Genomic DNA, 23,552 nt, shown 5'->3' on the forward strand with positions numbered 1-23,552 from the left:
GCCCGCCTGCGCGGGCCCTTCCGTCAGCATGAAACATCCCGAGCGGCTTTTTGTTGTCAGCGACCAAGTTGATGACCTTGAAACGACACCGATAGGCAAGCCATGAGCGCGATTCAATCCATGCCCGATGTGATGCGGCTCCTGCGCCGCAGGCTCTGGCTTATCGCGCTTGTGGGTGTGGTGGGCGCGATCCTCTCGGTCATCATCGCCCTCAACCAGCCCAAGGTATTTCAGGCCACCGCCGTCATCCAGATCGAATCGCCACAAGTGGGCCGCGATCTGACCGGGCAGACCATCGCCACCGATGCCAACCACCGCCTGCAACTGATCGAGCAGCGCCTGATGGCGCGTGACAATCTGGTCAAGGTGATCGAGCGGCATGGCCTCTTTGCCAATGTCCCGAATATGCCGCTTGCCGAGAAGGTGCATCAACTGCGCATTTCCGCCCGGATCACGCCGATTACCGTTGGCATTCCCGGTATGGGCCCGGCAACCGCGCCTTCCGGTCTCAGCGTGACGGTCAATCTCAACGATCCGGTCAAGGCCGCCGAGGTGGCCAATGATTTCGTTGAAACCGTGATCACCCAGAACCGCGAGCGGCGCATGGACCTCGTGCGCGAAACGCTCGATTTCTTTAGCGCCGAAGAGGCCCGCGTCAGCGCCCAGATCGCCGAAGTCGAAGGCGTGATCGCCGATTTCAAACGCGCCAACGGCGCATCGCTGCCCTCCAGCATCACGCCGGTGCGCGAAGAGTTGCGCACCCTGAACGAAACCCTGCTCGACCTTGACCAGCAGATCATCTCGTTGGAAACCGAAGCCACCCGTCAGCGGCAAGAGGTGTTTGCCCGCCAGATCGGTCAATTGACGGATCAGCGCGCGCTGGTCTCGGCCCGCATCGCCCAGAACGAGGCCGCCCTTGCCGCCGCCCCCCGCGTCGAGCGGGAATTGGGCGCGCTCACCCGTGATCTAACGCAATTGCAGGACCAATTGAGCACGATCACCACCAGCCGGGTCGAGGCGGAAATGGCCAGCGTGCTGGAGTCGCGCCAGCAACAGGAACGCTTTGAAATTCTGGAAACGGCCATTCCGCCGCAATTCCCGGTCTCGGCCAGCCGCAAGAAACTGGCGATCGCCGGGGCACTGGCCAGCCTTGTCTTGGGCTTGGCGCTTGTCATCACACTCGAACTTCTCAATCCGGCGATCCGCAGCGCCGCCCAATTGGAAAAAGAGCTTGAGATCACGCCGGTCGTCACAATCCCCGTGGTGCGCCTGCGGCACGAGCGCCGCCGCCGCGCACTTCGGATTGCGGGAACGGTCCTGATGATCCTGTTGGTCGTGCCCATCGTGGTGCGTCTGGTCCAAGAACGCCTGATGCCGCTGCGCCTTTTGGGCGGCAATTGATGCGGCTCACAGCTTGGACGAAATCACGCCCGTGTTGAACCCGCCCATGCGCAGCTCACCGAACAGGCGCTGATACTCGATCTTGGGGCAGCGGTTCATCACCACGTCAACGCCGCGCGCCCGCGCCATTTCGGCCGCTTCTGCATTCTCAACCCCGATCTGCATCCAGACCGTGCGCAGCCCCGGCAAAACCTCCAACGCCTCTTCCACGATGGGCCCGACATGCTCGGATCGGCGGAAAATGTCGATCAGATCGACCGGACCTTCAATATCGCTCAAGCCCGCCACAACCGTCTGTCCAAACAGAACCTCCCCGGCATGGCCCGGATTGACCGGAACCACCGCGTATTTCTTAAGGCTGAGGTAGCGCGCCACATAATAACTCGGGCGCACCGGGTTCATGGACACGCCAATAACCGCGACACGCCGGGTGCGTGTCAGGATGTCGCGCAGATGGGAATCGCTGTAATTTTCGCTCATGGCCCTATCAAACACGGATTGCGCCCAGAAAAAAGCGCCCAAGTTATCAACTTGGGCGCCAGTCGCGGAACGAGGGACAGTGATAGAAGGCAACGATGTTCCGTATCGAAGCCTCTGGGACAAATGTAGGTCCGATTCTAAGAATATAAAGGGATTGTAATATACCTGTGACTGCATGTGAGCGCCCGGCGCAGCCTTCGCGTCAGTCGAATATATCCTCGACCGTGTCCCAGATTTCCTCAAGCATCCGCCGCCCAAACCCCTTGCGGCGCTTCACTTTGCGGGCAGGGGGCGGCACCTGCCGCTCTGGCCCATAGTCCTGCCGGGGCAGCGGCATCGGTCGCGCTTTGGGCCGCACAGCCCCAGTCTCGCGCGTGGGCATCGCCTTCATCTCATGCAGCGGCGCGCCACAACTCGAACAGGCCAGCTCATGCCGAGTCCGGTCCAACACCAGAACCGCACGCGTGCCGCAATATGAACAGGTCGCAATCTTGTGTCCCATAGGTTCCATATCGGTCAGGGGGGCGGGATTGCCAAGAGGCGGGCGCAAAAATGCCTCAGGCCTGCGGGCTTCAGTAATTCTGCGCCTTGCGAATCTTGGTCATCCGCCCCTCTTCAGCAATAGCGCCCCCCAGCGTGGTGACACCCTTGGCCTGCAAGAGGCCCAGCATCCGCACAAAGACCTCAGCCGTGGCAACCGTATCGCCCATTGCCGTATGCCGCGCCTCAGGCGGGATGGTGATCCCGAACCGCTCGCAAAGCGCATCCAGCGTATGCTGCCCGCTATGGTCGAACAGCCCCGCCGACATCAGCACCGTGCACAGCACCGGATTGTCGAACCGCCGCCCGATCACCTTTTCCTTGAGCCGCAGAAACGCCAGATCGAACGGCGCGTTATGCGCGACCAGCACCGCCCCTTGGCAAAAATCATGAAACCGCCGCCCAGCCTCGATGATATCCGGCGCGTCCTGTACCATGTCATCGCTGATATGATGCACCCGCGTCGAGGCAGGCGGAATCGGGCGGCCCGGATTGACCAGCATATCGAAACTCTCGCCGCGCAGAATGCGCCCGTTGACGATACGCAGCCCGGCAATCTGCACGATCTCATCCCCGCCCCGTGGCGAAAGGCCGGTGGTTTCGGTGTCAAACACCACGAAACTCAGGTCAGACAGGGGCCGGTCGGCCAATTCCCCGCCCGCCACCTCAGGCAGGTTGAAATCATAAAACTCGGGCCGCGCATCCCCCGGCTCCAGCGGTGGCGCAGCGGTGGCCAAAGGCAGCACGATGCGATGCCCGCCTGCCCCCGCCTCGGCCCAGACATCGGTCTGATGCGCGCTCAGCGCATCACGGCCCGAATAATCCCCATAGGCGGTGGACAGTGGCGCCTTAAGCCAGCCGGTCAATTGCCCATCCGTCACCGCCTCACCCTGCCAACTCAGGATCAGACGCGTTTCCGCCCCGTCCGGCTCGGCACTCAGGCTGAATCCGTCGCGCGTGCCCTCCTCTGCGAGATGCCCAAGGATGCCGCCCAAAAGCGTGGTCACGGCAAAGCCATCGCAACTCAGCATCGCCTCGCTGCGCACCACCCCTAGCGGCACCGGCGCCTGCACGCTCAAGCCGTCGAACACATGCGCCGCAGCAACCGGCGACATCGGCCAGCTTCGGGATTTTATCCCGGCATGCAGCGCGCCCATCTCGCGCAGACACTCAAACAGCCGCGCCACTTCGTCCTCGATCCCTTTGCGAAACTTGGCGCGGCTCTCGGGGGGCAGATCCTCGGCGGATTGCAGCACATCCAGCAACGCACCAATGGTGGCCGCAGGTCGGCGCACCCCTTCCAACAGCCTGTTGAACAGATGATCCTGCTGCGCATGCGCGCTTAGATCCTCGGTCGCATCGCGGAAGATAAGCACATGCCCCGATAGTTCCTCATCGGACAGGATCGGGCTCACACGGCCCAAAAGAAACCGCTTGCCGTTCGCAGAGGCCGCAAGGAATGTCTCGGCCTCGATACGCCCGCGCACCCGCGCATCCTGCATCCGCGACAGTGCCTCCATAATGGGCTCGGGGCGCAGAACATTCGACAGCGGACGATCAAGGCCAATCTCCCCCAACAGCTCTTGCGCCATACGGTTATAAAGCATGACGCGGTTGTCGGGCGTGGCCACCACCGCCCCCTCGCCCAGATCACGAAACAGCGCCTCGAACAGCGCCTTTTCGCGGGCAATCCGCGCCGTCTCGCGCTCTACCGCGCGGGCGCGCGCGGCGCGCGCCTCTGAAAGGGCTGCGTTGATCGCATTGGCGGCAGGGGCCAGCGTGCTCAAATGCTTGGCCTGCGTCTCGTTGATCTGCAAATCCACATCGGCCCGCGCCCGCGTGGTCAGGTCCGAGGCGAGCGCAAGAATGGGCTTGGCCACGTTCTCATCAAACAAAAGACCGATCCACGCCGAAAGCCCCATCACCCCCAGCGTCGCAACCATTCCGCCGATGACATAGCCATCCAGCGGCCCGCCCGCCCGCGCATAGCCAAACCAAAGCGCGCCCGCGATTACCCCCGCGCCCCCCAACCCAAGAGCAGCAAAAAACAGCGCGAACCGGAGCCTGAGGCCCAAACGCGCTGTCAGGCGTTCAATCATGATCCGCCCCGGCCAGCAACTCGCCGATCTGCGCGGTCAGATCAGCGGTGGCAAAGGGCTTGGTCATAAACGCATCCGCCCCAACCGCCAGCCCCTTGCGGCGCTCAACCTCGCCGCCGCCGGCGGTCATCATCAGCACTTTGATCCCCTTGAGGGCGGCATCGGCGCGGATCATCTGGCATATCTCATAGCCCGACCGCTCGGGCAGCATCACATCCAGAACCACCAGATCGGGCCGGTCCTCGGCCATTGCCTCCAGGGCTGCATTGCCCGTGGCCACCCGCCGAAGCCGGTATCCCGCCCGCCCGATCAGATGCTCAAGCGCCAGCGCGATATTATCCTCATCTTCCACCAGCAGAACGGTTTTTTCAGGCATGACGGGCCTCCTCTCCCGGTTACGACTGACTTAGCTTTGGCAAAGTGCCGTGATCACGGGGTCCTCCACCCCAACGACCAGCCACTCGGCCTGCGATGGATCGGCCAGCGCCGCCTCGCTTACATCGGCTCGCGCCGCCTTGGCGCAATCCACCAGTTGCGGACGCTTGACCGGCACGGCCCAACGGCCAAAGAGATAGATATCCGCCAACAGGATTTCCGGCACCGTCGGGTTGGTCTGAACCCCGGCCCGGTCCAGCACCATCATCCGCGTGACCTGCGGCACCACATAGGTCCAAGGCTTCCAGAACCTTGCTTCTTCTACAGCGCTCACCACTTCGACACTCTCTGGCAAGGTGCTCAGCGTGCGATCCGCCCAAGTGTATTCCGACCAGATCGCATAGCAGAGCATCGCAATACCCGCCAAGATCGGCGCGGAATACCGCGGCAACCGGCCCCGGCTCAGATGCCCCGCAACAAGGGCCAGACCGGCGGCGGCGATGCCAACGGCGAAAGTGGCGATCAATTCAAAAAACATAAGTTATCCCGGTGCTCCTCTGGATTGTGCAATGGCCGATTGCATGGTCTTGACCACCATGAACGCATCTCGCAAGTGATTGCGCTCAAGGTCCGATAGATCGGCGGGGGCCATGAAATTGTCCGGGCTGCGCCCCGCGCGGATGCGCGCCGCCTGATGCCGCAACCGCGTTTCCGCGATCAGGTCATAGGCATCCAGCAAATCGCGCGCACCGCTCTCGGAAATCACTGCCCCCGCCCGTGCCCCCGTGATCCGCTCGCGCGTGCCCGCCACCTCAAGCGATCCCAAGAGCGCGTAAATCCGCCCCAGATCAACCACCGGCACCACGCCCGAATGTTTAAGGTCAATCGTGTTCTTATGCTCGCCCGACCGGATCAGGGCAAATCCGCGCAAAAGGCCCAAGGGCACCGTATGCTTTAGCGAATTAGACACCATATGCGCGACAAAGATCGAATTCTTGCGCGCACTTGCCAGCACTTCGGCCTGCAAATCGTCAAACAGCGCATTCTCCCCCGCAATCGCCCGCAGGTCGAACATGACCGAGGCCAGCATCTGCGCTTCTGTATCCGGCTGCGCGATCCAGCGTGCGAAATAGCTCCGCCAAACCCGGCGCGGCTGCCGCCAGCGCGGATTGGTCGCCATCATATCGCCGGGGCAATAGAAAAATCCGCAGGTGTTCAGCCCGTCGCTGACATATTTGGCCAGCGCGGCGAAATAGGCATCATGCTCGGGCAGGACACTGTCGTCGATGATCAGGCAATTGTCCTGATCGCTCACCCCCGTCTGCTCGCGCCGCCCCTGACTGCCGCAGGCCGCCCAAAGGTAGGGCACCGGGGCCGGGCCAAGCTGCTGCTCTGCCAGCCTCAGCAAACGCCGGGTAATCGCATCGGTGATATCGGTAATGCGCCGCGTGATCGACTGTGGCCGCACCCCGGCCTGTACCAATTGTACCAACAGCATCGGCACTCGCTCCATGACATGCGCCATGTCTTCGGCTGTGTCAGCGCTGGCAATATCGGCGACCATATGGCTTGCCGTTGCGGCCTGTTGGCGGAACAAATCGGTTTTGCCGATCATGCCCAGCACCCGCCCACCCTGCGCCACCGGCAGGTGATTGACCTTGAGTTCCGACAACAGCATCAACGCATCTAGGCCTAGACGCCCCGGCTCAATCGTCACCGGGTCCGGCGTCATCACCTGCGCCACGCGGATGTCACCGCCCAGCCCTTCGGCCAGCACCTTATTGGCCAGATCGCGCACGGTGATAATGCCCGCCAGACGCGCGCCCTCCATCACCACGACCGACGAAATCACATTGTCCCGCATCAGGCGCGCCACATCCTTGACCGTGGCGTCGGGGGTGCAGGTGATCGGCGTCGCGGTCATCAGATCCGACACCTGTAGCGCCGTCAGACCCGTGGCATAGGGGCCGTCATCGCCCTGCGCCGTGGGCCGTGCCCGCGCGAACCAGCGTGCGATCTCATCCGACTGCTCCATCAGGTCCAGAAACGCCTCGCGCGGCACGACGACCAACTCCGAGGGTTCCGCCGCCCGTGCCGTCAGCAGCGCATTGCCATCGCGCAAAAGGCCGCGCTCGCCCATGATGTCGCCCGGCCCACGATGCGACACCAGATCGGCATGCCCCGTTTCGATATCGAGCCCGCCTGTCTCGACCACGTAAAGCCCCGCCAGCGGCGCGCCTTTCTCAAAAAGCACAACACCCTGCTCCAGAACCACCCGTGCCAGCTTGGGGGCCAACGCACTGCGCAACACATGCGGCAAGCCGGAAAACGGCGCATGGCGTGTCAGGCTGTCAATGGGATCGGGTTTGACGTCGCTCATCGGGCGCGGCTCTCCTCGGATATGGTGGGAAATCACCTAAAAGCACCCGGTTTCCGGAAATATCGGCGGGCGGCAGAGGGAAAAGGGGCGGCACGCGCCGCCCCTGTCCATTGCTTGCTTAGTGGTTCACGGCCGTGCCGGCACCGCGCGGAATACGCACGCTTTCGACCAGGTCCTGAATTTCCTGCGGCGGTTCTGCCGTCATGCTTGCCACGATGAACGCAACACCAAAGTTCAGCAGCGCACCAATCGGCCCAAAGTGGGTCGGCGGAATACCGAACAGGTATTGATCCGGGGTCAACATGTTTGTGCCGGGGATAAAGAACCAACCCAGGTAGAGGAACAGGTAGAGCGTGGTCGAGAGCAGACCGGCCAGCATGCCAGCGGTTGCACCAGCAGAGTTCATCCGCTTCGAGAAGATGCCCATCATCAGTGTCGGGAAGAGCGACGCCGCCGCCAAACCGAACGCCAAGGCCACAACCTGAGCCGCAAAGCCCGGAGGGTTGAGACCGAGATAGGTCGCCACACAGATCGCCGCCGCCATCGAAATACGGGCTGCCAAAAGCTCGCCTTTTTCCGAGATGCCGGGATTGATCGTCGATTTGATCAGGTCGTGGCTCACCGCCGAAGAGATGGCCAAGAGCAGACCCGCCGCCGTCGAGAGGGCTGCCGCGATACCGCCTGCGGCGATAAGTGCAATAACCCAACCCGGCAGACCCGCAATTTCCGGGTTTGCAAGCACGAGAATGTCCTGATTGAAGGTGACAAGCTCGTTGCCCTGCCAGCCACGCTCGGCCGCCAGCGCAGTCATCGCTTCGCTCTTTTCGTTGTAGTATTGGATCTTGCCGTCGCCGTTCTTGTCTTCCACAGCCAAGAGGCCAGTGGCAGACCAGGTCCGGAACCAATCGGGAAGTTCGTCCACAGCCACAGCTTCGCCCTGCACACCCTGCGGCCACATGGTGGTCATGATGTTCAGACGCGCCATCGCACCCACAGCCGGAGCGGTGAGATACAGCAGCGCGATAAAGACCAGCGCCCAACCAGCCGACCAACGTGCATCAGACACTTTGGGAACGGTGAAGAAGCGGATGATCACATGCGGCAGACCGGCGGTGCCGATCATCAGCGACAAGGTGAACAGCGCCATCAGCCACGGGCTGGACCCCGACGTATACTGATTAAAGCCCAGATCGTTCAGCAGGCCGTCCAGCGTCACCAGCAGATACTGACCCGACGCCGTGTGCTCAGCAAACAGGCCCAACTGCGGCAGAACATGGCCGGTCAGCTGCAGCGAGATAAAGATCGCCGGAATCGTATAGGCGACGATCAAAACGCAATACTGTGCCACCTGCGTATAGGTGATGCCCTTCATCCCGCCCAGAACGGCGTAAACGAAAACCACAGCCGACGCGATCAAAAGGCCGGTGGTGTTGTCCACCTCAAGGAAACGCGAGAAGGCCACACCGGCACCCGCCATCTGACCGATCACATAGGTCACCGACATGGTGATCAGGGCGATAACGGCCACAACGCGGGCCTTGTTGCTGTAAAACCGGTCGCCCACGAACTCGGGCACCGTGTATTTGCCGAACTTGCGCAGATAGGGCGCAAGCAGCATGGCCATCAGCACGTAACCACCCGTCCAGCCCATCAGGAAGGTCGAGTTGTTGTAGCCGACAAAGGCGATGAGACCCGCCATCGAGATGAACGAGGCCGCCGACATCCAGTCCGCCGCCGTTGCCATCCCGTTGACGACCGGATTCACGCCGCGTCCCGCAGCATAGAATTCAGCCGTAGATCCCGCCTTGGCCCAGATCGCGATACCGAAGTAAAGCACGAAGCTGAGGCCAACGACGATGATATTGAGTGTTGTTTGATCCATTGTCCCTCCCCCTACTTATTCTTCACCGACGCCATGTTCGGCATCGAGTTTGTTCATCCGCCAGGCGTAGAAGAAGATCAAAATCAGAAAGACGATGATCGACCCTTGCTGCGCGAACCAGAACCCAAGATCGGTGCCGCCAATGGCGATCCCCGAGAGCATGGGCCGCAGCAAAATGCCAAAGCCAAACGAGGCAAAGAACCAGACCACGAGGCTCCATGTGATAAGACGCAGATTGGCCTTCCAATAAGCGTTCGCTCTTTCTTGATCGGACAAAGCGTGCCCTCCCTTTTATAACGGCTTCCTCCAGACCGCGCCGGGACCATCCCGGCACGGGCACTCCTTTACGCAACCGCCTTGGCGACGATGGCGTTCAGCTCTCTTGCAACGGCCTCGATTTCGGCCATCGCATCGACGCGGGCCAGAACGCCGCGCGATCCATAATAGGAAATCAACGGCGCGGTCTGCGCATGATAGGCGCGCAGCCGCTGTTCCACCGTTTCCGCATTGTCATCGGCGCGCCGCTTCATCTCGGTGCCACCGCATTTGTCACAGATGCCGGCAACGTTCGGCATCTTAAAGCTGTCGTGATAGCCTTCACCACAACCGCCACAGGTGTAGCGGCCCGAAATCCGCGTCACCATCGCCGCGTCATCCACCTCTAGGCTGATCGCCGACCGGATGCCCTGACCGATTTCCGCCAAGAGACCATCCAACGCCTCGGCCTGCACCGTGGTGCGCGGGAACCCGTCAAGGATCACGCCCTTGGCACAGTCCGGCTCGGCCAGACGGTCGCGCAGAATGGCGATGACGATTGCGTCAGACACCAGATCCCCCGCCTCCATCACTGCCTTGGCCGCACGACCCGCCTCGGTGCCCGCCGCCACAGCCGCGCGCAATAGGTCGCCGGTCGACAGTTGCACCAGCCCGAATTGCTCCTCCAGCATCCGGGCTTGCGTGCCCTTGCCCGCACCCGGCGGTCCAAGCAGAACAAGATTGGCGGCGTTACGGGGCGTGTCGCTTCCGTCCATCACGAGTCCCCTCTCAGGCTTTGGTGCGATTGGCAATCAGCTCGTCCACGACCGACGGATCGGCCAGCGTCGAGGTGTCCCCAAGGCTGTCAAAGTCGTTCTCGGCGATCTTGCGCAGGATACGGCGCATGATCTTGCCCGAACGGGTTTTCGGCAGGCCCGGTGCCCATTGGATAACATCCGGCTTGGCAATCGGCCCGATTTCCTGACGCACCCAGTTGCCCAGTTCCGTGCGCAGCGCCTCGGTGGCCTCAACCCCATCCATCAGCGTGACATAGCAATAGATGCCCTGCCCCTTGATGTCATGCGGATAGCCCACAACGGCGGCCTCGCTCACCGTGGCATGGGCGACCAACGCCGATTCCACCTCGGCGGTGCCCATCCGGTGGCCAGAGACGTTGATCACGTCATCCACCCGGCCCGTAATCCAGTAATCGCCATCCGCGTCGCGGCGGCACCCATCGCCCGAGAAATAATAGCCTTTGAACATCTCGAAATAGGTCGAGACAAACCGGCTATGATCGCCCCAAACGGTGCGCATCTGCCCCGGCCAGCTATCCTTGAGCGCCAGAACACCCGAGGTCTCGCCGTCCAACTCGTTGCCCTGATCGTCCAGCACAACGGGCTTCACGCCAAAGAACGGCTTGGTGGCCGAACCGGGCTTGGGCGTGTCGATCACACCGGGCAGCGGCGTGATCAGAATGCCGCCGGTCTCGGTCTGCCACCACGTATCCACGATGGGGCATTTGCCCTTGCCCACATTCTCATTGTACCAGTTCCACGCCTCGGGGTTGATCGGCTCGCCGACCGACCCCAGAATGCGCAGGCTCGACAGGTCCGATCCTTCAACCGGCCCGGTGCCCTTGCCCATCAGCGCGCGAATGGCGGTGGGGGCAGTGTAGAACTGTGTCACCTTGTGGCGCTCGCACACCTGCCAGAAACGCCCGGCATCCGGATAGGTCGGCACGCCCTCGAACATCAGCGTGGTGGCCCCATTGGCCAGCGGGCCATAAACGATATAGCTATGCCCCGTGACCCAGCCCACATCGGCCGTGCACCAGTAAATATCACCCTCGTGATAGTCGAAAATATACTCATGCGTCATCGACGCATAGGTCAGATAGCCGCCCGTCGTATGCACCACGCCCTTGGGCATGCCGGTCGACCCCGAGGTGTAAAGAATGAACAGCGGGTCTTCTGCGTTCATTTCCTCTGGCGGGCAATCGGCACTGACCTTCTCGGCCTCTTCATGCCACCAGAAATCCAGATCACGCCGCCATGCAACCTGATCACCGGTGCGCTGCACCACAAGACACTTCACATCCGAGGTGTCATGCAACAGCGCCTGATTGACGTTATCCTTGAGCTTGGTCTTGCGGCCACCACGCGGCGCATGGTCGGCGGTGATCACCACCTTGGCATCGCAGCCATTGATCCGCGCGCCCAGCGCGTCCGGGCTGAAGCCCGCGAAAACGATCGAATGAATCGCCCCGATCCGCGCACAGGCCAGCATCGCATAGGCGGCCTCGGGGATCATCGGCATATAGATTACGACGCGGTCACCTTTGCCCACGCCCATCGCCTTCAGCACATTGGCCATCTTGCAGGTCTGCGCGTGCAGTTCCTTATAGCTGATGTGCTGCGGCGTCTCGTTGGGATCATCCGCTTCCCAGATGATCGCCGTCTGATCGCCGCGTTTTGCCAAATGCCGGTCGATGCAATTGGCCGACACGTTCAGCGTGCCATCTTCAAACCATTTGATCGACACATTGTCATACGCAAACGAGGTGTTCTTGACCTTGGTGTAGGGCTTGATCCAGTCCAGCCGCTTGCCATGCTCCCCCCAAAACGCTTCGGGGTTACTGATCGAATCGGCATACATCCGCTCATACTTGGCCTGATCAATGTGAAATCCGGCTTTTTTTGCACCTGCGGTTGCGTTTGCGTCGCTCATGACTTGAAATCCTCCATCCCAACGGCCACCTGCTCCTCGTGACAGGCTCTGCCGCATTCCTTCGCATACCCTAGCCGAAATTGCGCAGAAATTAACAAAATCCTGACAAACGCCCATAAGATCAGTGAATTTCTTGCATTAATCGGGGCACAGCTTTGTAAATAAATTTTCCACTGCTGTTTTGCTGGCCTTTTGCCCGCCCTGAAACGACTCATGTGCTCAAAATTGCGACAGACCCACTTCCAAAACCCACGCGTGCCCAGTGGGTGCGGCACTATGCCCCGCGCCCGAATCGTATGACGCAGCGTCACAATCCCTCTACGATTCGTCACCTGTAAGGTCTGGCGTGGGATATCCCATCCCCCAAACCACAGAGGCCTCGCGCTCCAGCGCGCGCGCTTCGATCCGGTTCAGACGCGCCAACGCCGCCGCCTCGCATCCCCCCGCCGCCTGCAACGCCCGCGCCCAGACCGCACGCACCGACCGCGCCGACCACGGCAGCGCCGCCTGTGCCACCCAGCGGCGCAGAGGCCCCGGCAAGCGGTCATACTCGGTCAGACCATGGGCGCGCCGACGGCGTATGGCGGGGCTGCGCAGGTTACCGGCCATGCTGCGCCGCCCCCAACACGTCCAACACCAACAAAAGCCGTGCCGCGCCAAAACCGGCAATCGGCGGCGAGCGATGCACCACACCGCTCATCTCGTCCCCGAACCACAGCGCGCCGCGAAAAATGCCCACATCCCCGGTTGCCATTCGACACACAGGTTGCGGATCGCCCTGCGCCCGCATCAACCCGTATTCCGTGCCTGCCCCGCGATAGCTGCACAACAGCCGCGCCGGAACCTGATCCATATGAAACTTGCGGCAGGCATAGTCGCGCACCACCTCCAACCGCAGATGCAAGGCGCTCCGCCCCATGACCTGCCCAAACAGGACAGCCAGCGCGCCGATGTCATCACACAACGCCTCACGCGCCCGCCCGATGGGCAAACCTGCGCCCTCACAGGCCGCCTGCGCCACCGCACGCGCACGCTGCGCCGTGCAATAGCATCGGGCCTGCGGCAAGTTTTCCACGGCCACACCGTCAATCCACTCGGCAAGCCCGGCCTCTCTCTGCCGCGTCCAGATCGCCGCCGCTTGTCCCGCCCTCGTCACCTGATGCAGGATACCGGGGCTATCCCCCCGCGCCACGGAAGTGGCCAGCGTCATGCCATGGTCCCGCATCGCTCACGCCGCCTCAGACCGCCGCCACACCGGGAAGGGATCAGGCAAGCCGCGAAACACCAGCGGATCAAAGACTGTCTCGCTGCCAACCAGCGCCGCATCCAAGGCTGCTGTAATCGCCTCTTGGTCCATGCCCGCGCCGATAAACACCAACTCCTGTCGCCGATCACCATAGGGCGCCGCCCAATGCCGCATCACATAGTCCCGCGCCTGCGGATGCGTGGGCCAGCGCTCTTCGGGCACCGACGCCCACCAGGTGCCCAGCGGTCCCACCTTGCTCAAGGCCCCTGCAAGGCTGAATTCCGCCACCCACTCGGGCCGCGTCGCCACCCAGAAATGCCCCTTGGCCCGGATCACACCCGGCAACGGCCCATTCAGAACCGCATGCACGGCTGCCGGATCAAACGGACGCCGCGCCCGGTAGACAAAGGAACTGACCCCATATTCCTCAGTCTCGGGCACATGCTCGGCAAAGCCATAAAGCTCTTTGGCCCAAAGCGGATGATCATGCGCCGTCGCAAAATCAAACAACCCGGTGTCAAAAATCCGCGCCGGATCGACCTGCGCATAATCCGTCTCGATGATCTGCGCATCCGGGTTGAGCGCCACGATGATACTGCGGGCCGCATCGCGCCGCGCGGGCCCGGCATCACTGACCTTGTTGAGAACGATCACATCGGCAAACTCGATCTGATCGACCAGCAGGTCAACCAGCGTCCTCGTGTCGCCCTCGCCGGCCACCTCGCCCCGATCCGACAGGAAATCATGGCTGGAATAATTCTCGAGCAGGTTCACGGCATCCACCACCGTAACCAACGTGTCCAACCGCGCCACATCCGACAGGCTCTCGCCCGCCTCGTCGCGAAATTCGAACGTGGTCGCCACCGGCAACGGCTCTGACACCCCAGTCGATTCGATCAGCAAATAGTCAAACCGCCCCTCACCTGCCAGTTTGCGCACTTCCTTGAGCAAATCGTCGCGCAGCGTGCAGCAGATGCAACCGTTCGACATCTCGACCAGCGCCTCATCCGTATGGCTGAGGTTTGCACCACCCTCTCGCACAAGGTCGGCATCAATATTCACCTCCGACATGTCATTGACGATCACCGCCACCCGGCGGCCATCGCGGTTATTCAGCACCGCATTCAAAAGCGTGGTTTTGCCCGCCCCCAGAAATCCGGAAAGCACGGTCACGGGCAAGCGCAGGTCGCGGGGTTGCATCGGCATCTCCATTTGCGTTTATAATGTTATATCATTACATCACTAATCCCCCCGAACACAACCCGCTTTGGGGCTTGAACCCAACGCCAAAGAGAACAAATGTGGACATCGAGCCCAAGGAGCGCCCCATGCCCTATGCCCATTCCGACAAGACCCCAGCCGTGCTCAGCCATCCCGCGCCGGATGTGAAATCCCGCCCCAAGCTCGAAGGCGGCAAGCGCTTCCTGCTGGCCTCGGATTTTGAACCGGCGGGCGATCAGCCCACCGCCATTGCCGAACTGTCCCAAGGTCTCAATGAAGGCGAGCGCAATCAGGTGCTCTTGGGGGCCACCGGCACCGGCAAGACCTTTACCATGGCGAAAATCATCGAGGCGACACAGCGCCCCGCAATCATCCTGGCCCCGAACAAAACGCTGGCCGCACAACTATACGGGGAATTCAAAGGATTTTTCCCAGAAAACGCGGTCGAGTATTTTGTCAGCTACTATGACTACTACCAGCCCGAGGCCTATGTCGCCCGCTCCGACACCTATATCGAGAAAGAATCCCAGATTAACGAACAGATCGACCGGATGCGCCACTCCGCCACCCGCGCCCTTCTGGAACGCGACGATGTGATCATCGTGGCCTCAGTCTCCTGCATCTACGGTATCGGCTCGGTCGAGACCTATGGTGCCATGACCCAAGACCTGACCGTCGGCGCGCAATACGACCAGCGCGCCATCATGGCCGATCTCGTCGCCCAGCAATACCGCCGCAACGATCAGGCGTTCCAACGCGGCTCTTTCCGGGTGCGCGGCGATAGCGTTGAAATCTTTCCCGCCCACCTTGAGGATCGCGCGTGGCGGCTGTCGTTCTTTGGCGAAGAGCTTGAGGCGATTACCGAATTCGATCCCCTCACTGGCGAGAAAACCGACACATTCGACAAAATCCGCATCTACGCCAATTCGCATTACGTGACGCCCAAGCCCACGATGCAACAGGCCATCATCGGCATCAAACGCGAATTGCGCATGCGCCTTGATCAGTTGGTCAACGAAGGCAAGCTGCTCGAGGCGCAGCGGTTGGAGCAACGCACCAACTTCGACCTTGAAATGCTCGAGGCCACCGGCGTCTGCAACGGGATCGAGAATTATTCCCGCTACCTCACGGGCCGCGCCCCCGGCGAACCGCCCCCCACCCTCTTTGAATTCATCCCAGACACGGCCATCGTCTTTGCCGATGAATCCCACGTCTCGGTGCCCCAGATCGGCGGCATGTATAAAGGCGACTACCGGCGCAAATTCACGCTGGCCGAACACGGCTTTCGCCTGCCTTCCTGCATGGACAACCGCCCCCTCAAATTCGAGGAGTGGGATGCCATGCGCCCGCAATCGGTCTTTGTCTCCGCCACCCCGGCGGCATGGGAAATGGAACAGACCGGCGGCGTCTTTACCGAACAGGTGATCCGCCCCACCGGGCTGCTTGATCCTCAGGTCGAAATTCGCCCTGTCGAAACCCAGGTCGATGACCTTTTGGACGAGGTGCGCCGCGTCGCCGCCGATGGCTACAGGGTGCTCGTCACCACCCTGACCAAGCGTATGGCCGAGGATTTGACCGAATACATGCACGAACAGGGCATCCGCGTCCGCTACATGCACTCTGATATCGACACGATCGAGCGGATCGAGATTCTGCGCGACCTGCGCTTGGGCGCGTTTGACGTGCTCATTGGCATCAACCTTTTGCGCGAAGGCTTGGACATTCCCGAATGTGGCCTTGTCGCCATTCTCGATGCCGACAAAGAAGGCTTCCTGCGGTCCGAAACCTCGCTGATCCAGACCATCGGCCGTGCCGCCCGCAACGCCGAAGGCCGCGTCATCATGTATGCCGACCGCATCACCGGCTCGATGGAGCGCGCCTTGGGCGAGACCAACCGCCGCCGCGATAAACAGATCGCCTATAACGAGGCGCATGGCATCACCCCCGCCACAGTGCGCAAGAATGTCGAGGATATTCTGGCCGGGCTTTACAAGGGGGACGTGGACATGGCCCGCGTCACGGCGCAGGTCGACAAACCCTTGGCCGGGGCAAACCTCGCAGCCGTGCTCGATGGCCTGCGCGCGGATATGCGCAAAGCTGCCGAGAATCTGGAGTTCGAAGAAGCCGCCCGCCTGCGCGACGAGGTCAAGCGCCTAGAGGCCGTGGATCTGGCAATCTCCGACGACCCTCTGGCCCGTCAATCCGCCGTCGAAGCCGCAAGCGCCGAAGCCGTCAAAGGGCGCGGCCGCTCAACAGCGGGCCGCCCGGGGCAGCGCGGGGGGAATGTAAAGCGGCGAGGGCGGTAGGGTGCGCAGTCATTGCGCACCTGCGGCCTTCCCCCTCTCGTCTGAGGTCTGGCTCCACGACCGCCTCATCCTCCAGCGCCCGTAGGGTGCGCATTCATTGCGCACCAACCAACCACTCCCCAATCAACCCGGTGCGCAATGAAGGCGCACCCTACCTGCTTAACACCCCGCACTCTGCACTCACCTTTTCGCGCATCCTCTCTTGCCTTCCAGCAGGGGGAAGCTCCTATCTCTCCCTCAGTCACCACAGATAGGACAAACCCGATGCGCATCCCCCTGACTGCCGCTCTGCTGGCTTTCACCCTTTCACCGGCCCTCGCCGATAGCCATGGTCACGGCACGGAACACAGCAACCACTCCGCGCATGCGACCCACGGCCTGCCCGCCTCGACCCAAGCCTATATCGAGGCGAACGCCGCCATGCATGGCGCGATGGACATCGACTTTACCGGCGACGCCGATGTGGATTTCCTGTGCGGCATGATCCCGCATCACGAGGGGGCCGTCGCCATGGCGCGGATCGTTCTCGAACATGGCAAGGACCCGGAGGTGCGCAAATTGGCCGAGGATGTGATCACCGTACAAGAGGCAGAGATCGCTTGGATGCGCGCGCGCCTCACCGAACTGGGCCACTAAGTTGGCGGGCCTTTCAGCCCCCCTCAAAGCGCCGCGTAAGGTTTGTACCAAATCCCTGTAAGAACCGTACAAACCTTACGCGCACGCCCGCGTTTTATAGCTGTTCCATCACCGCATCCGAGGCTTCGAAATTGGTGGTGACGCGCTGCACGTCGTCGTCATCCTCCAGCGCCTCGATCAGCTTCATCAGCTTCTGCATGCTCTCAAGGTCCATCTCGGTCGTGGTGGTGGGTTTCCACACCAGCTTGGTCGATGTGCTCTCGCCCAAGGCCCCCTCCAGCCCCGAGGCCACCTCGCTCAGATCGGTATCCGCACACCAGATGGTGTGGCCATCCTCACCCGATTCCACATCTTCTGCCCCAGCTTCCAGCGCGGCCATCATCACCGTATCAGCATCGCCCACGCTCGCCGCATAGGTCACCTCACCCTTGCGCTCGAACATAAACGCGACACTGCCGGTCTCGCCCAGATTGCCGCCGTTCTTGGTAAAGGTCGAACGCACGTTCGACGCGGTGCGATTGCGGTTGTCGGTCATCGCCTCGACGATGATTGCCACACCATTGGGGCCGTACCCTTCATAGCGGATTTCTTCATAATCCTCGGCATCGCCCCCCATCGCCTTTTTGATGGCGCGCTCAATATTGTCCTTGGGCATGGATTGCGCCTTGGCTTCCTTGATTGCCAGACGCAGGCGCGGATTCTTGTCCGGGTCGGGATCGCCCATCTTGGCAGCAACGGTTATCTCTTTGGAAAACTTGGAGAATAGTTTCGCCCGCACGGCGTCTTGGCGCCCCTTGCGGTGTTGAATATTCGCCCATTTGGAATGGCCGGCCATAGTGCCTTCTCCTGCATATCCGGGAATCTGCCGCCTTTTATACGCTTGCCGCACGCAGGGCAACGCCCCGCCCCACCGTGGTGTGGTTTGATTTATGTCAATTTTATTAGACACATTATACTGTAACCTAAAACGATACACAGGGAGTCCCGCCATGCGCATCGTCTTGATCCATCCCAATTACCATTCCGGCGGGGCCGAAATCGCCGGCAGTTGGCCACCGGCCTGGGTCGCTTATCTGGCGGGGCACCTGCGCGACGCAGGGTATACGGATGTCACATTCATCGACGCCATGACCAACCACCTTGACGATGACAGCCTGCGCGCCCGTCTCAGGGATCTGAACCCAGATGTTGTGGGGGTCACCGCAATCACCCCCTCGATCTATGTCGCGGAAAACATCCTCAAACTCGCACAAGAGGTGGTGCCAGATGCGCTGCGGGTTCTGGGCGGCGTGCATGCGACCTTCATGTATAAACAGGTCCTGTCCGAGGCCCCTTGGGTCGATGTGATCGTGCGCGGCGAAGGCGAGGAAATATTCCTCAACCTCATCCGCGCCGCAGACTCTGGCCAATGGCTTGAAAAACGGAAATCAATCAAAGGCTTGGCCTATCTAGACGGCGAGACGATCACCGCCACCCCCGCCGCCTCAACCGTCAAGGACCTTGACGCGATCAACCCCGACTGGTCGCTCTTGGAGTGGGAGAAATACATCTACGTCCCCTTGGGCAAGCGCGTGGCCATCCCCAACATGGCGCGCGGCTGTCCTTTTACCTGTTCCTTCTGCAGCCAATGGAAATTCTGGCGTGATTACCGCGTGCGCGACCCGAAAAAAGTGGTGGACGAGATCGAGAACCTTGTGAACAACCACGGTGTTGGCTTCTTTATCCTCGCAGACGAGGAACCTACGATAAACAAAAAGAAATTTGTGCAATTCTGTGAGGAATTGATCGCCCGAGACCTGCCACGCCGCGTGCAATGGGGCATCAACACCCGCGTCACAGACATCTACCGTGACCGCGACTTGCTGAAATTCTACCGCAAAGCGGGGCTGGTGCATGTCAGCCTTGGCACCGAAGCGGCAGCGCAACTCAAACTCGACCAGTTCAACAAGGAAACCACCGTCGCCCAGAACAAAGAGGCGATCCAGCTGCTACGCGAGGCGGATATCTTTACCGAAGCTCAGTTCATCGTCGGTCTGGACAATGAGACCCCCGAAACGCTGGAGGAAACCTTTCAGATGGCCTGGGACTGGCAACCAGATCTGGCCAACTGGGCAATGTATACGCCTTGGCCCTTTACACCGCTCTTTCAGGAACTCCGAGATCAGGTCGAAGTCTTTGATTTCTCGAAATATAACTTTGTCACACCAATTATGAAACCGGCCACCATGACGCGCGGCGAACTCCTTGACGGGGTGATGAAAAACTATCGCCGCTTCTACATGCGCAAGGCGCTTTTTCACTATCCATGGCGCGGCACCGGCTATCGGCGGCGCTATCTCTTGGGCTGTCTCAAGGCGTTTCTCAAGGCTGGCGTCAGCCGCACCTTCTATGATCTGGGCAAGGCAGGCTATTGGGGGCCCCAGACCAAGAACTCGGTCACGTTCGACTTTGACGAAACCCGCACCATCGCCGAGGCACAGATGGAGGATTGGGAAGCCAGCGCCGACCGAGCCGCCCGCGCGGCGGAACGCCGCGAAGCGGTGCGCACCCAGATGAAGGACCGCGCGTCCGAGCGCAACGAAGGGTTCAAGATGCCAAATGGGGCCGAGGTCCGCGCCTGCGGCGGCAGTACGCAGCAGATGGATGCCTGACGGCAGTCAGATAACGGCCCGCATCGGCCCAAATGCGGTCCTGCAACTGGCCCCCGCGATGGACCGCATCGTGGGGGCGGATACCCGCCGTGCCCTTTTTGCGCCTCTGGGATTTGATCCTCTGCCGGATTCAAACGCCATGATCAACGAGGCTCGCGTTGCGGCGCTGCATGGCGCGCTGCGGCAGCAACACCCTGAAAATGCGCGAAAAATCTCCATCGCCGCTGGTCAAGGCACGGGCGATTACATCCTCGCCCATCGCATCCCACGCGCCGCCCAGACCCTTCTGCGCACTCTGCCTGCGCGTGTCGCAGCCCCGATCCTGACCCGCGCCATCCTGGCCCATAGCTGGACATTCTGCGGCACGGGCACTTTGGCCGCAAAGTCTGGCCCGCCGGTGGTTTTTACCCTCGCCGACAATCCGATCATTCGGGGCGAGCACGCAACGGCCCCGCTTTGCCATTGGCACGCCGCGGTGTTCGAGCGGCTTTTTTCCCGGCTCGTTCACCCACGTTCTCAGGCCATCGAAACCACGTGCTGCGCTACGGGGGCCTCCGCCTGTCGGTTCGAGATTGACTGGCGGCATTAGCCCTCAGAGTGGCCAGAGAAGCGGGATCAGCGCACTGGCCAAAAGGCCGATGCTCAGGTTGAGCGGAATACCCACCCGCAGGAAATCGGTGAATTTATACCCGCCGGGGCCATAGACCAGCGTGTTGGTCTGATAGCCGATTGGCGTTGCAAAGCTCGCGCTTGCCGCCACCATCACTGCCACCACCAACGGGCGCGCGTCGATGCCCATGGCATCCGCCAACCCGATTGCAATCGGCGTGACCACCACAGCCACGGCATTGTTGCTGATCAGTTCCGTGAGGAATGAGGTCAAAAGGTAAATCGCCCAGACCACCAAGAACCCCGGCATAACCGACAATGTGGGGGCAATGCCGCCCACCAACAACTCGACCGCGCCCGAGGTCTGCAGCGCCGCGCCGATGGCCAGCATGGCAAAGATAAGCGCTAGTAACTGCCCGTCAATAAACGAAAAAGCCTCGTCGGCGTCAATGCAGCGCGCCAAAAGCACCATGGCCACCGCGATCACCGCAAGCGCCAGAATGGGCGCAACGCCAAGCGCTGCCAGCACAACGATGCCCGCGAGCGACAGCACCGCCAGCGGGGCATGCCCACGCCGAAATGCCCGTGCCGACGGATGCGAGACATCCACCATCTCCATCTCGCGCGAGAGGCGCTGAATATCCTCAGGCGCACCCTCCAGCAGCAGGGTATCGCCCACACGCACCACCAGTTCATCCAGCTGGCGCCCGATGTTCTGGTTACGGCGATGCACCGCCAGCGGATAGACCCCATACCGCCGCCGCAACCGCAGTGCGCCCAAGGAACGGCCCACCATCTTGCAGCCGGGCGTGATCAACACCTCAACCGTGGTCGTCTCCACCGCCGAAACCTGATCAACCCGCTTGAGGCTCTTGTTACGTTGCAGGCTCAAAAGCTCGGTCATCTGCGTGCGCAGAACCACCCGGTCGCCGACCTGCAGGGTGACATCTGCCAGATTACGACGCAGCGATTGATCCCCCCGGATCACGTCGATCAACCGCACACCTTCCCGCTTGAAAAGCTGCACACCGGTCACGTCACGGCCTATCAGGTTGCTTTCCGGGGGGATGACCGCCTCGGTAAAGAATTTCATCTTGGATCGGTCCGACAACAAGTCCGCCATGCTGTCGCGTGCGGGCAAAAGGAAGGGACCGAAAAATCGCAGATAGATCGCCCCCCAAATGACCAGCACAATCCCAAGCGGCGTCACCTCGAAGATTGTGAATGGGGCCATGCCCGCCGAACGGGCCACGCCATCAACCAAGAGATTGGTCGAGGTGCCAATCAGCGTTGTGGTGCCCCCAAGGATCGCGGCATAACTTAGTGGAATCAGCAGCTTGGATGCAGGTATCTTGAGCGTGCGCGCCAGTTGCACGAACACCGGGATCATCACGACGACAACCGGGGTATTGTTCATAAAGGCAGATCCGATCACCACCGAAATGAGCAGCATCGCAATCGCAAGGCGCGGGTTATGCTTGGCCTGCTGGTCGGCCAGCGTGGTAAAAGCATCCAGCGCGCCAGTGCGCACCAAGGCCCCCATGACGATGAACATCGCTGCAATGGTCCAAGGCGCGGGGTTGGAAAAGACGTCAAGCGCCGCGCCATAGGGCAGCACACCAAGGGCCAGCAACACCGCCACGCCCGCAATCGCCACCACCTCAGTCGGATAGATTTCGCGCACAAAAAGCACGAACATGGCCGCCACAACCAGCAGCGTCAGCAACGCCTGACCGGTCTGGGATACGCCGAGCATCTCAATCACTTAAACGCACCTTTCATGGCCCTGCGCAAGTTTCCCCGATCCGTCGAGGGGCGGCAAGCGCCATATGTCCTATTGCCGGGAAGAAGGGAAAGGATGCACAACACGAACCACCAGTTGCCGGGTTTGTACCATTTATCGCCACCTCAGGGGCCAGACTGTTCCAATCGCCCGCCTTGGCGCACCATTTCAATACGCGTAGCGCGGCCTGTGGCGTCGTCGGTTTCGATATAGACGCCGGATACCGTGACCGCGCCCATAGCAGGAGTAAACCGATCCTTGGTCATCCCGGTGACAAAGCGGCGCATCGGTTCGGCCTTATCCATGCCGATCACACTCAGGTAATCGCCGCACATGCCTGCATCGCCCTGAAACGCGGTGCCGCCGGGTAAAATCTGCGCGTCCGCCGTAGGGATATGGGTATGGGTGCCCACCACAAGGCTTGCGCGGCCATCGCAGAAATGCCCCATCGCCATTTTCTCCGATGTGGCCTCGCAATGCATATCGACCACCGCAGCCTGCACCGCGCCCCCCAGGGGATGCACCCGCAATATCGCGTCAATTGCCGAAAATGGATCGTCATAGGCGCGGCGCATGAAAACATTACCCAGAACTTGTGCCACCAGCACCTTGCGCCCGCGCCCATCGGTAAACACACGGTGTCCGCGCCCCGGTGCCGCCTTGGCATAATTGAGCGGACGGATCAAACGGCCCTCACGCTCGACGGCTTGCATCATGTCCTTTTGGTCAAAGGCATGATCGCCCAAGGTCACGCAATCTGCCCCCGCTTCGAACAGGTCTTTGGCATGTGCCGCCGTCAAACCCATCCCACCCGAGGCATTCTCGCCATTGACCACCACAAAATCGAGCTTCCACGCGTCACGCAGCTTGGGCAGCCGTTCCGCCACCGCCGCACGCCCCGCGCGCCCCATCACATCACCGAGAAATAGTATTTTCATGGGTCATTGTGTTAGGCCCC

Annotated in this window: 21 protein-coding genes; 5 read left to right on the plus strand and 16 right to left on the minus strand. The window is 61.3% G+C overall.

Annotated features, from left to right (window positions below; genetic code table 11):
- The first annotated feature begins 102 nt into the window (after nt 1-102).
- A complete protein-coding gene (locus tag GC127_RS04580; protein WP_151976741.1) occupies nt 103-1,401 on the plus strand; it encodes a Wzz/FepE/Etk N-terminal domain-containing protein in 1,299 nt (432 codons plus the stop codon).
- A 6-nt stretch (nt 1,402-1,407) separates the two neighbouring features.
- On the opposite strand, the gene GC127_RS04585 is transcribed toward GC127_RS04580, so the two are convergent.
- From GC127_RS04585 to GC127_RS04645, 13 genes are all read right to left on the minus strand, one after another.
- Nucleotides 1,408-1,881, minus strand: a complete 474-nt coding sequence (locus GC127_RS04585) for a CoA-binding protein (RefSeq protein WP_151976743.1) — start codon at nt 1,879-1,881, stop codon at nt 1,408-1,410.
- Between the two features lie 202 nt (nt 1,882-2,083).
- Nucleotides 2,084-2,383: a hypothetical protein gene (locus GC127_RS04590; RefSeq protein ID WP_008279337.1), complete on the minus strand. Its 300-nt coding sequence runs from the start codon at nt 2,381-2,383 to the stop codon at nt 2,084-2,086.
- Between the two features lie 70 nt (nt 2,384-2,453).
- Nucleotides 2,454-4,520: an exonuclease domain-containing protein gene (locus GC127_RS04595; RefSeq protein ID WP_151976745.1), complete on the minus strand. Its 2,067-nt coding sequence runs from the start codon at nt 4,518-4,520 to the stop codon at nt 2,454-2,456.
- The gene (locus GC127_RS04600; RefSeq protein ID WP_008279339.1) at nt 4,513-4,896 is read right to left on the minus strand and encodes a response regulator transcription factor; all 384 of its coding nucleotides are present in this window, start codon (nt 4,894-4,896) and stop codon (nt 4,513-4,515) included. Before GC127_RS04600 ends, GC127_RS04595 begins: the two co-directional genes overlap by 8 nt.
- 30 nt (nt 4,897-4,926) lie before the next feature.
- The gene (locus tag GC127_RS04605) at nt 4,927-5,433 is read right to left on the minus strand and encodes a hypothetical protein (RefSeq protein WP_008279340.1); all 507 of its coding nucleotides are present in this window, start codon (nt 5,431-5,433) and stop codon (nt 4,927-4,929) included.
- Between the two features lie 3 nt (nt 5,434-5,436).
- Complete coding sequence (locus tag GC127_RS04610; RefSeq protein WP_008279341.1) at nt 5,437-7,275, minus strand: DUF294 nucleotidyltransferase-like domain-containing protein; 1,839 nt, start codon at nt 7,273-7,275, stop codon at nt 5,437-5,439.
- A 118-nt stretch (nt 7,276-7,393) separates the two neighbouring features.
- Entirely contained in the window at nt 7,394-9,157 is a 1,764-nt protein-coding gene (locus tag GC127_RS04615) for a sodium:solute symporter family protein (RefSeq protein ID WP_151976747.1), read from the minus strand.
- Nucleotides 9,158-9,172: 15 nt separating this feature from the next.
- Nucleotides 9,173-9,433 carry a DUF4212 domain-containing protein gene (locus GC127_RS04620; RefSeq protein WP_037296723.1) on the minus strand — a complete coding sequence of 87 codons (261 nt, stop codon included), beginning with the start codon at nt 9,431-9,433 and terminating at the stop codon, nt 9,173-9,175.
- A gap of 68 nt (nt 9,434-9,501) precedes the next feature.
- Entirely contained in the window at nt 9,502-10,188 is a 687-nt protein-coding gene (locus tag GC127_RS04625; protein ID WP_151976749.1) for an adenylate kinase, read from the minus strand.
- 13 nt (nt 10,189-10,201) lie between these two features.
- Nucleotides 10,202-12,142: an acetate--CoA ligase gene (acs, locus tag GC127_RS04630; protein WP_151976751.1), complete on the minus strand. Its 1,941-nt coding sequence runs from the start codon at nt 12,140-12,142 to the stop codon at nt 10,202-10,204.
- A gap of 318 nt (nt 12,143-12,460) precedes the next feature.
- A complete protein-coding gene (locus tag GC127_RS04635) occupies nt 12,461-12,751 on the minus strand; it encodes a DUF6525 family protein (protein WP_151976753.1) in 291 nt (96 codons plus the stop codon).
- On the minus strand, nt 12,741-13,352 hold the full coding sequence (locus tag GC127_RS04640) for a DUF1826 domain-containing protein (protein WP_254699997.1): 612 nt from the start codon (nt 13,350-13,352) through the stop codon (nt 12,741-12,743). Before GC127_RS04640 ends, GC127_RS04635 begins: the two co-directional genes overlap by 11 nt.
- 18 nt (nt 13,353-13,370) lie before the next feature.
- Nucleotides 13,371-14,588 carry a GTP-binding protein gene (locus tag GC127_RS04645; RefSeq protein ID WP_151976757.1) on the minus strand — a complete coding sequence of 406 codons (1,218 nt, stop codon included), beginning with the start codon at nt 14,586-14,588 and terminating at the stop codon, nt 13,371-13,373.
- A 128-nt stretch (nt 14,589-14,716) separates the two neighbouring features.
- On the opposite strand from GC127_RS04645, the gene uvrB reads away from it, so the two are divergent.
- Nucleotides 14,717-16,915: an excinuclease ABC subunit UvrB gene (uvrB, locus tag GC127_RS04650; RefSeq protein ID WP_037296948.1), complete on the plus strand. Its 2,199-nt coding sequence runs from the start codon at nt 14,717-14,719 to the stop codon at nt 16,913-16,915.
- Between the two features lie 264 nt (nt 16,916-17,179).
- On the plus strand, nt 17,180-17,551 hold the full coding sequence (locus tag GC127_RS04655) for a DUF305 domain-containing protein (RefSeq protein WP_151976759.1): 372 nt from the start codon (nt 17,180-17,182) through the stop codon (nt 17,549-17,551).
- Nucleotides 17,552-17,645: 94 nt separating this feature from the next.
- On the opposite strand, the gene GC127_RS04660 is transcribed toward GC127_RS04655, so the two are convergent.
- Nucleotides 17,646-18,386: a YebC/PmpR family DNA-binding transcriptional regulator gene (locus GC127_RS04660; RefSeq protein ID WP_008279353.1), complete on the minus strand. Its 741-nt coding sequence runs from the start codon at nt 18,384-18,386 to the stop codon at nt 17,646-17,648.
- Nucleotides 18,387-18,540: 154 nt separating this feature from the next.
- Here GC127_RS04660 and bchE point away from each other — a divergent pair, with 154 nt between their 5' ends.
- Together bchE and bchJ are read left to right on the plus strand one after the other, a co-directional pair.
- Nucleotides 18,541-20,202, plus strand: coding sequence for a magnesium-protoporphyrin IX monomethyl ester anaerobic oxidative cyclase (bchE, locus tag GC127_RS04665; RefSeq protein WP_151976761.1), 1,662 nt, complete (start codon nt 18,541-18,543; stop codon nt 20,200-20,202).
- Nucleotides 20,195-20,791 (plus strand): bacteriochlorophyll 4-vinyl reductase, encoded by a 597-nt coding sequence (gene bchJ, locus GC127_RS04670; RefSeq protein WP_151976763.1) that lies wholly within the window; start codon nt 20,195-20,197, stop codon nt 20,789-20,791. Before bchE ends, bchJ begins: the two co-directional genes overlap by 8 nt.
- Nucleotides 20,792-20,794: 3 nt before the next feature.
- Here the strand turns inward: bchJ and GC127_RS04675 are convergent, their stop codons facing one another.
- A complete protein-coding gene (locus GC127_RS04675; protein WP_198133563.1) occupies nt 20,795-22,573 on the minus strand; it encodes an SLC13 family permease in 1,779 nt (592 codons plus the stop codon).
- Between the two features lie 146 nt (nt 22,574-22,719).
- Entirely contained in the window at nt 22,720-23,532 is an 813-nt protein-coding gene (locus GC127_RS04680; protein ID WP_008279357.1) for a TIGR00282 family metallophosphoesterase, read from the minus strand.
- Nucleotides 23,533-23,552 lie beyond the last annotated feature (20 nt).

The sequence above is a fragment of the Roseovarius sp. EC-HK134 genome (genome assembly GCF_902498815.1).
In the GTDB taxonomy this organism is placed as follows: domain Bacteria; phylum Pseudomonadota; class Alphaproteobacteria; order Rhodobacterales; family Rhodobacteraceae; genus Roseovarius; species Roseovarius mucosus_A.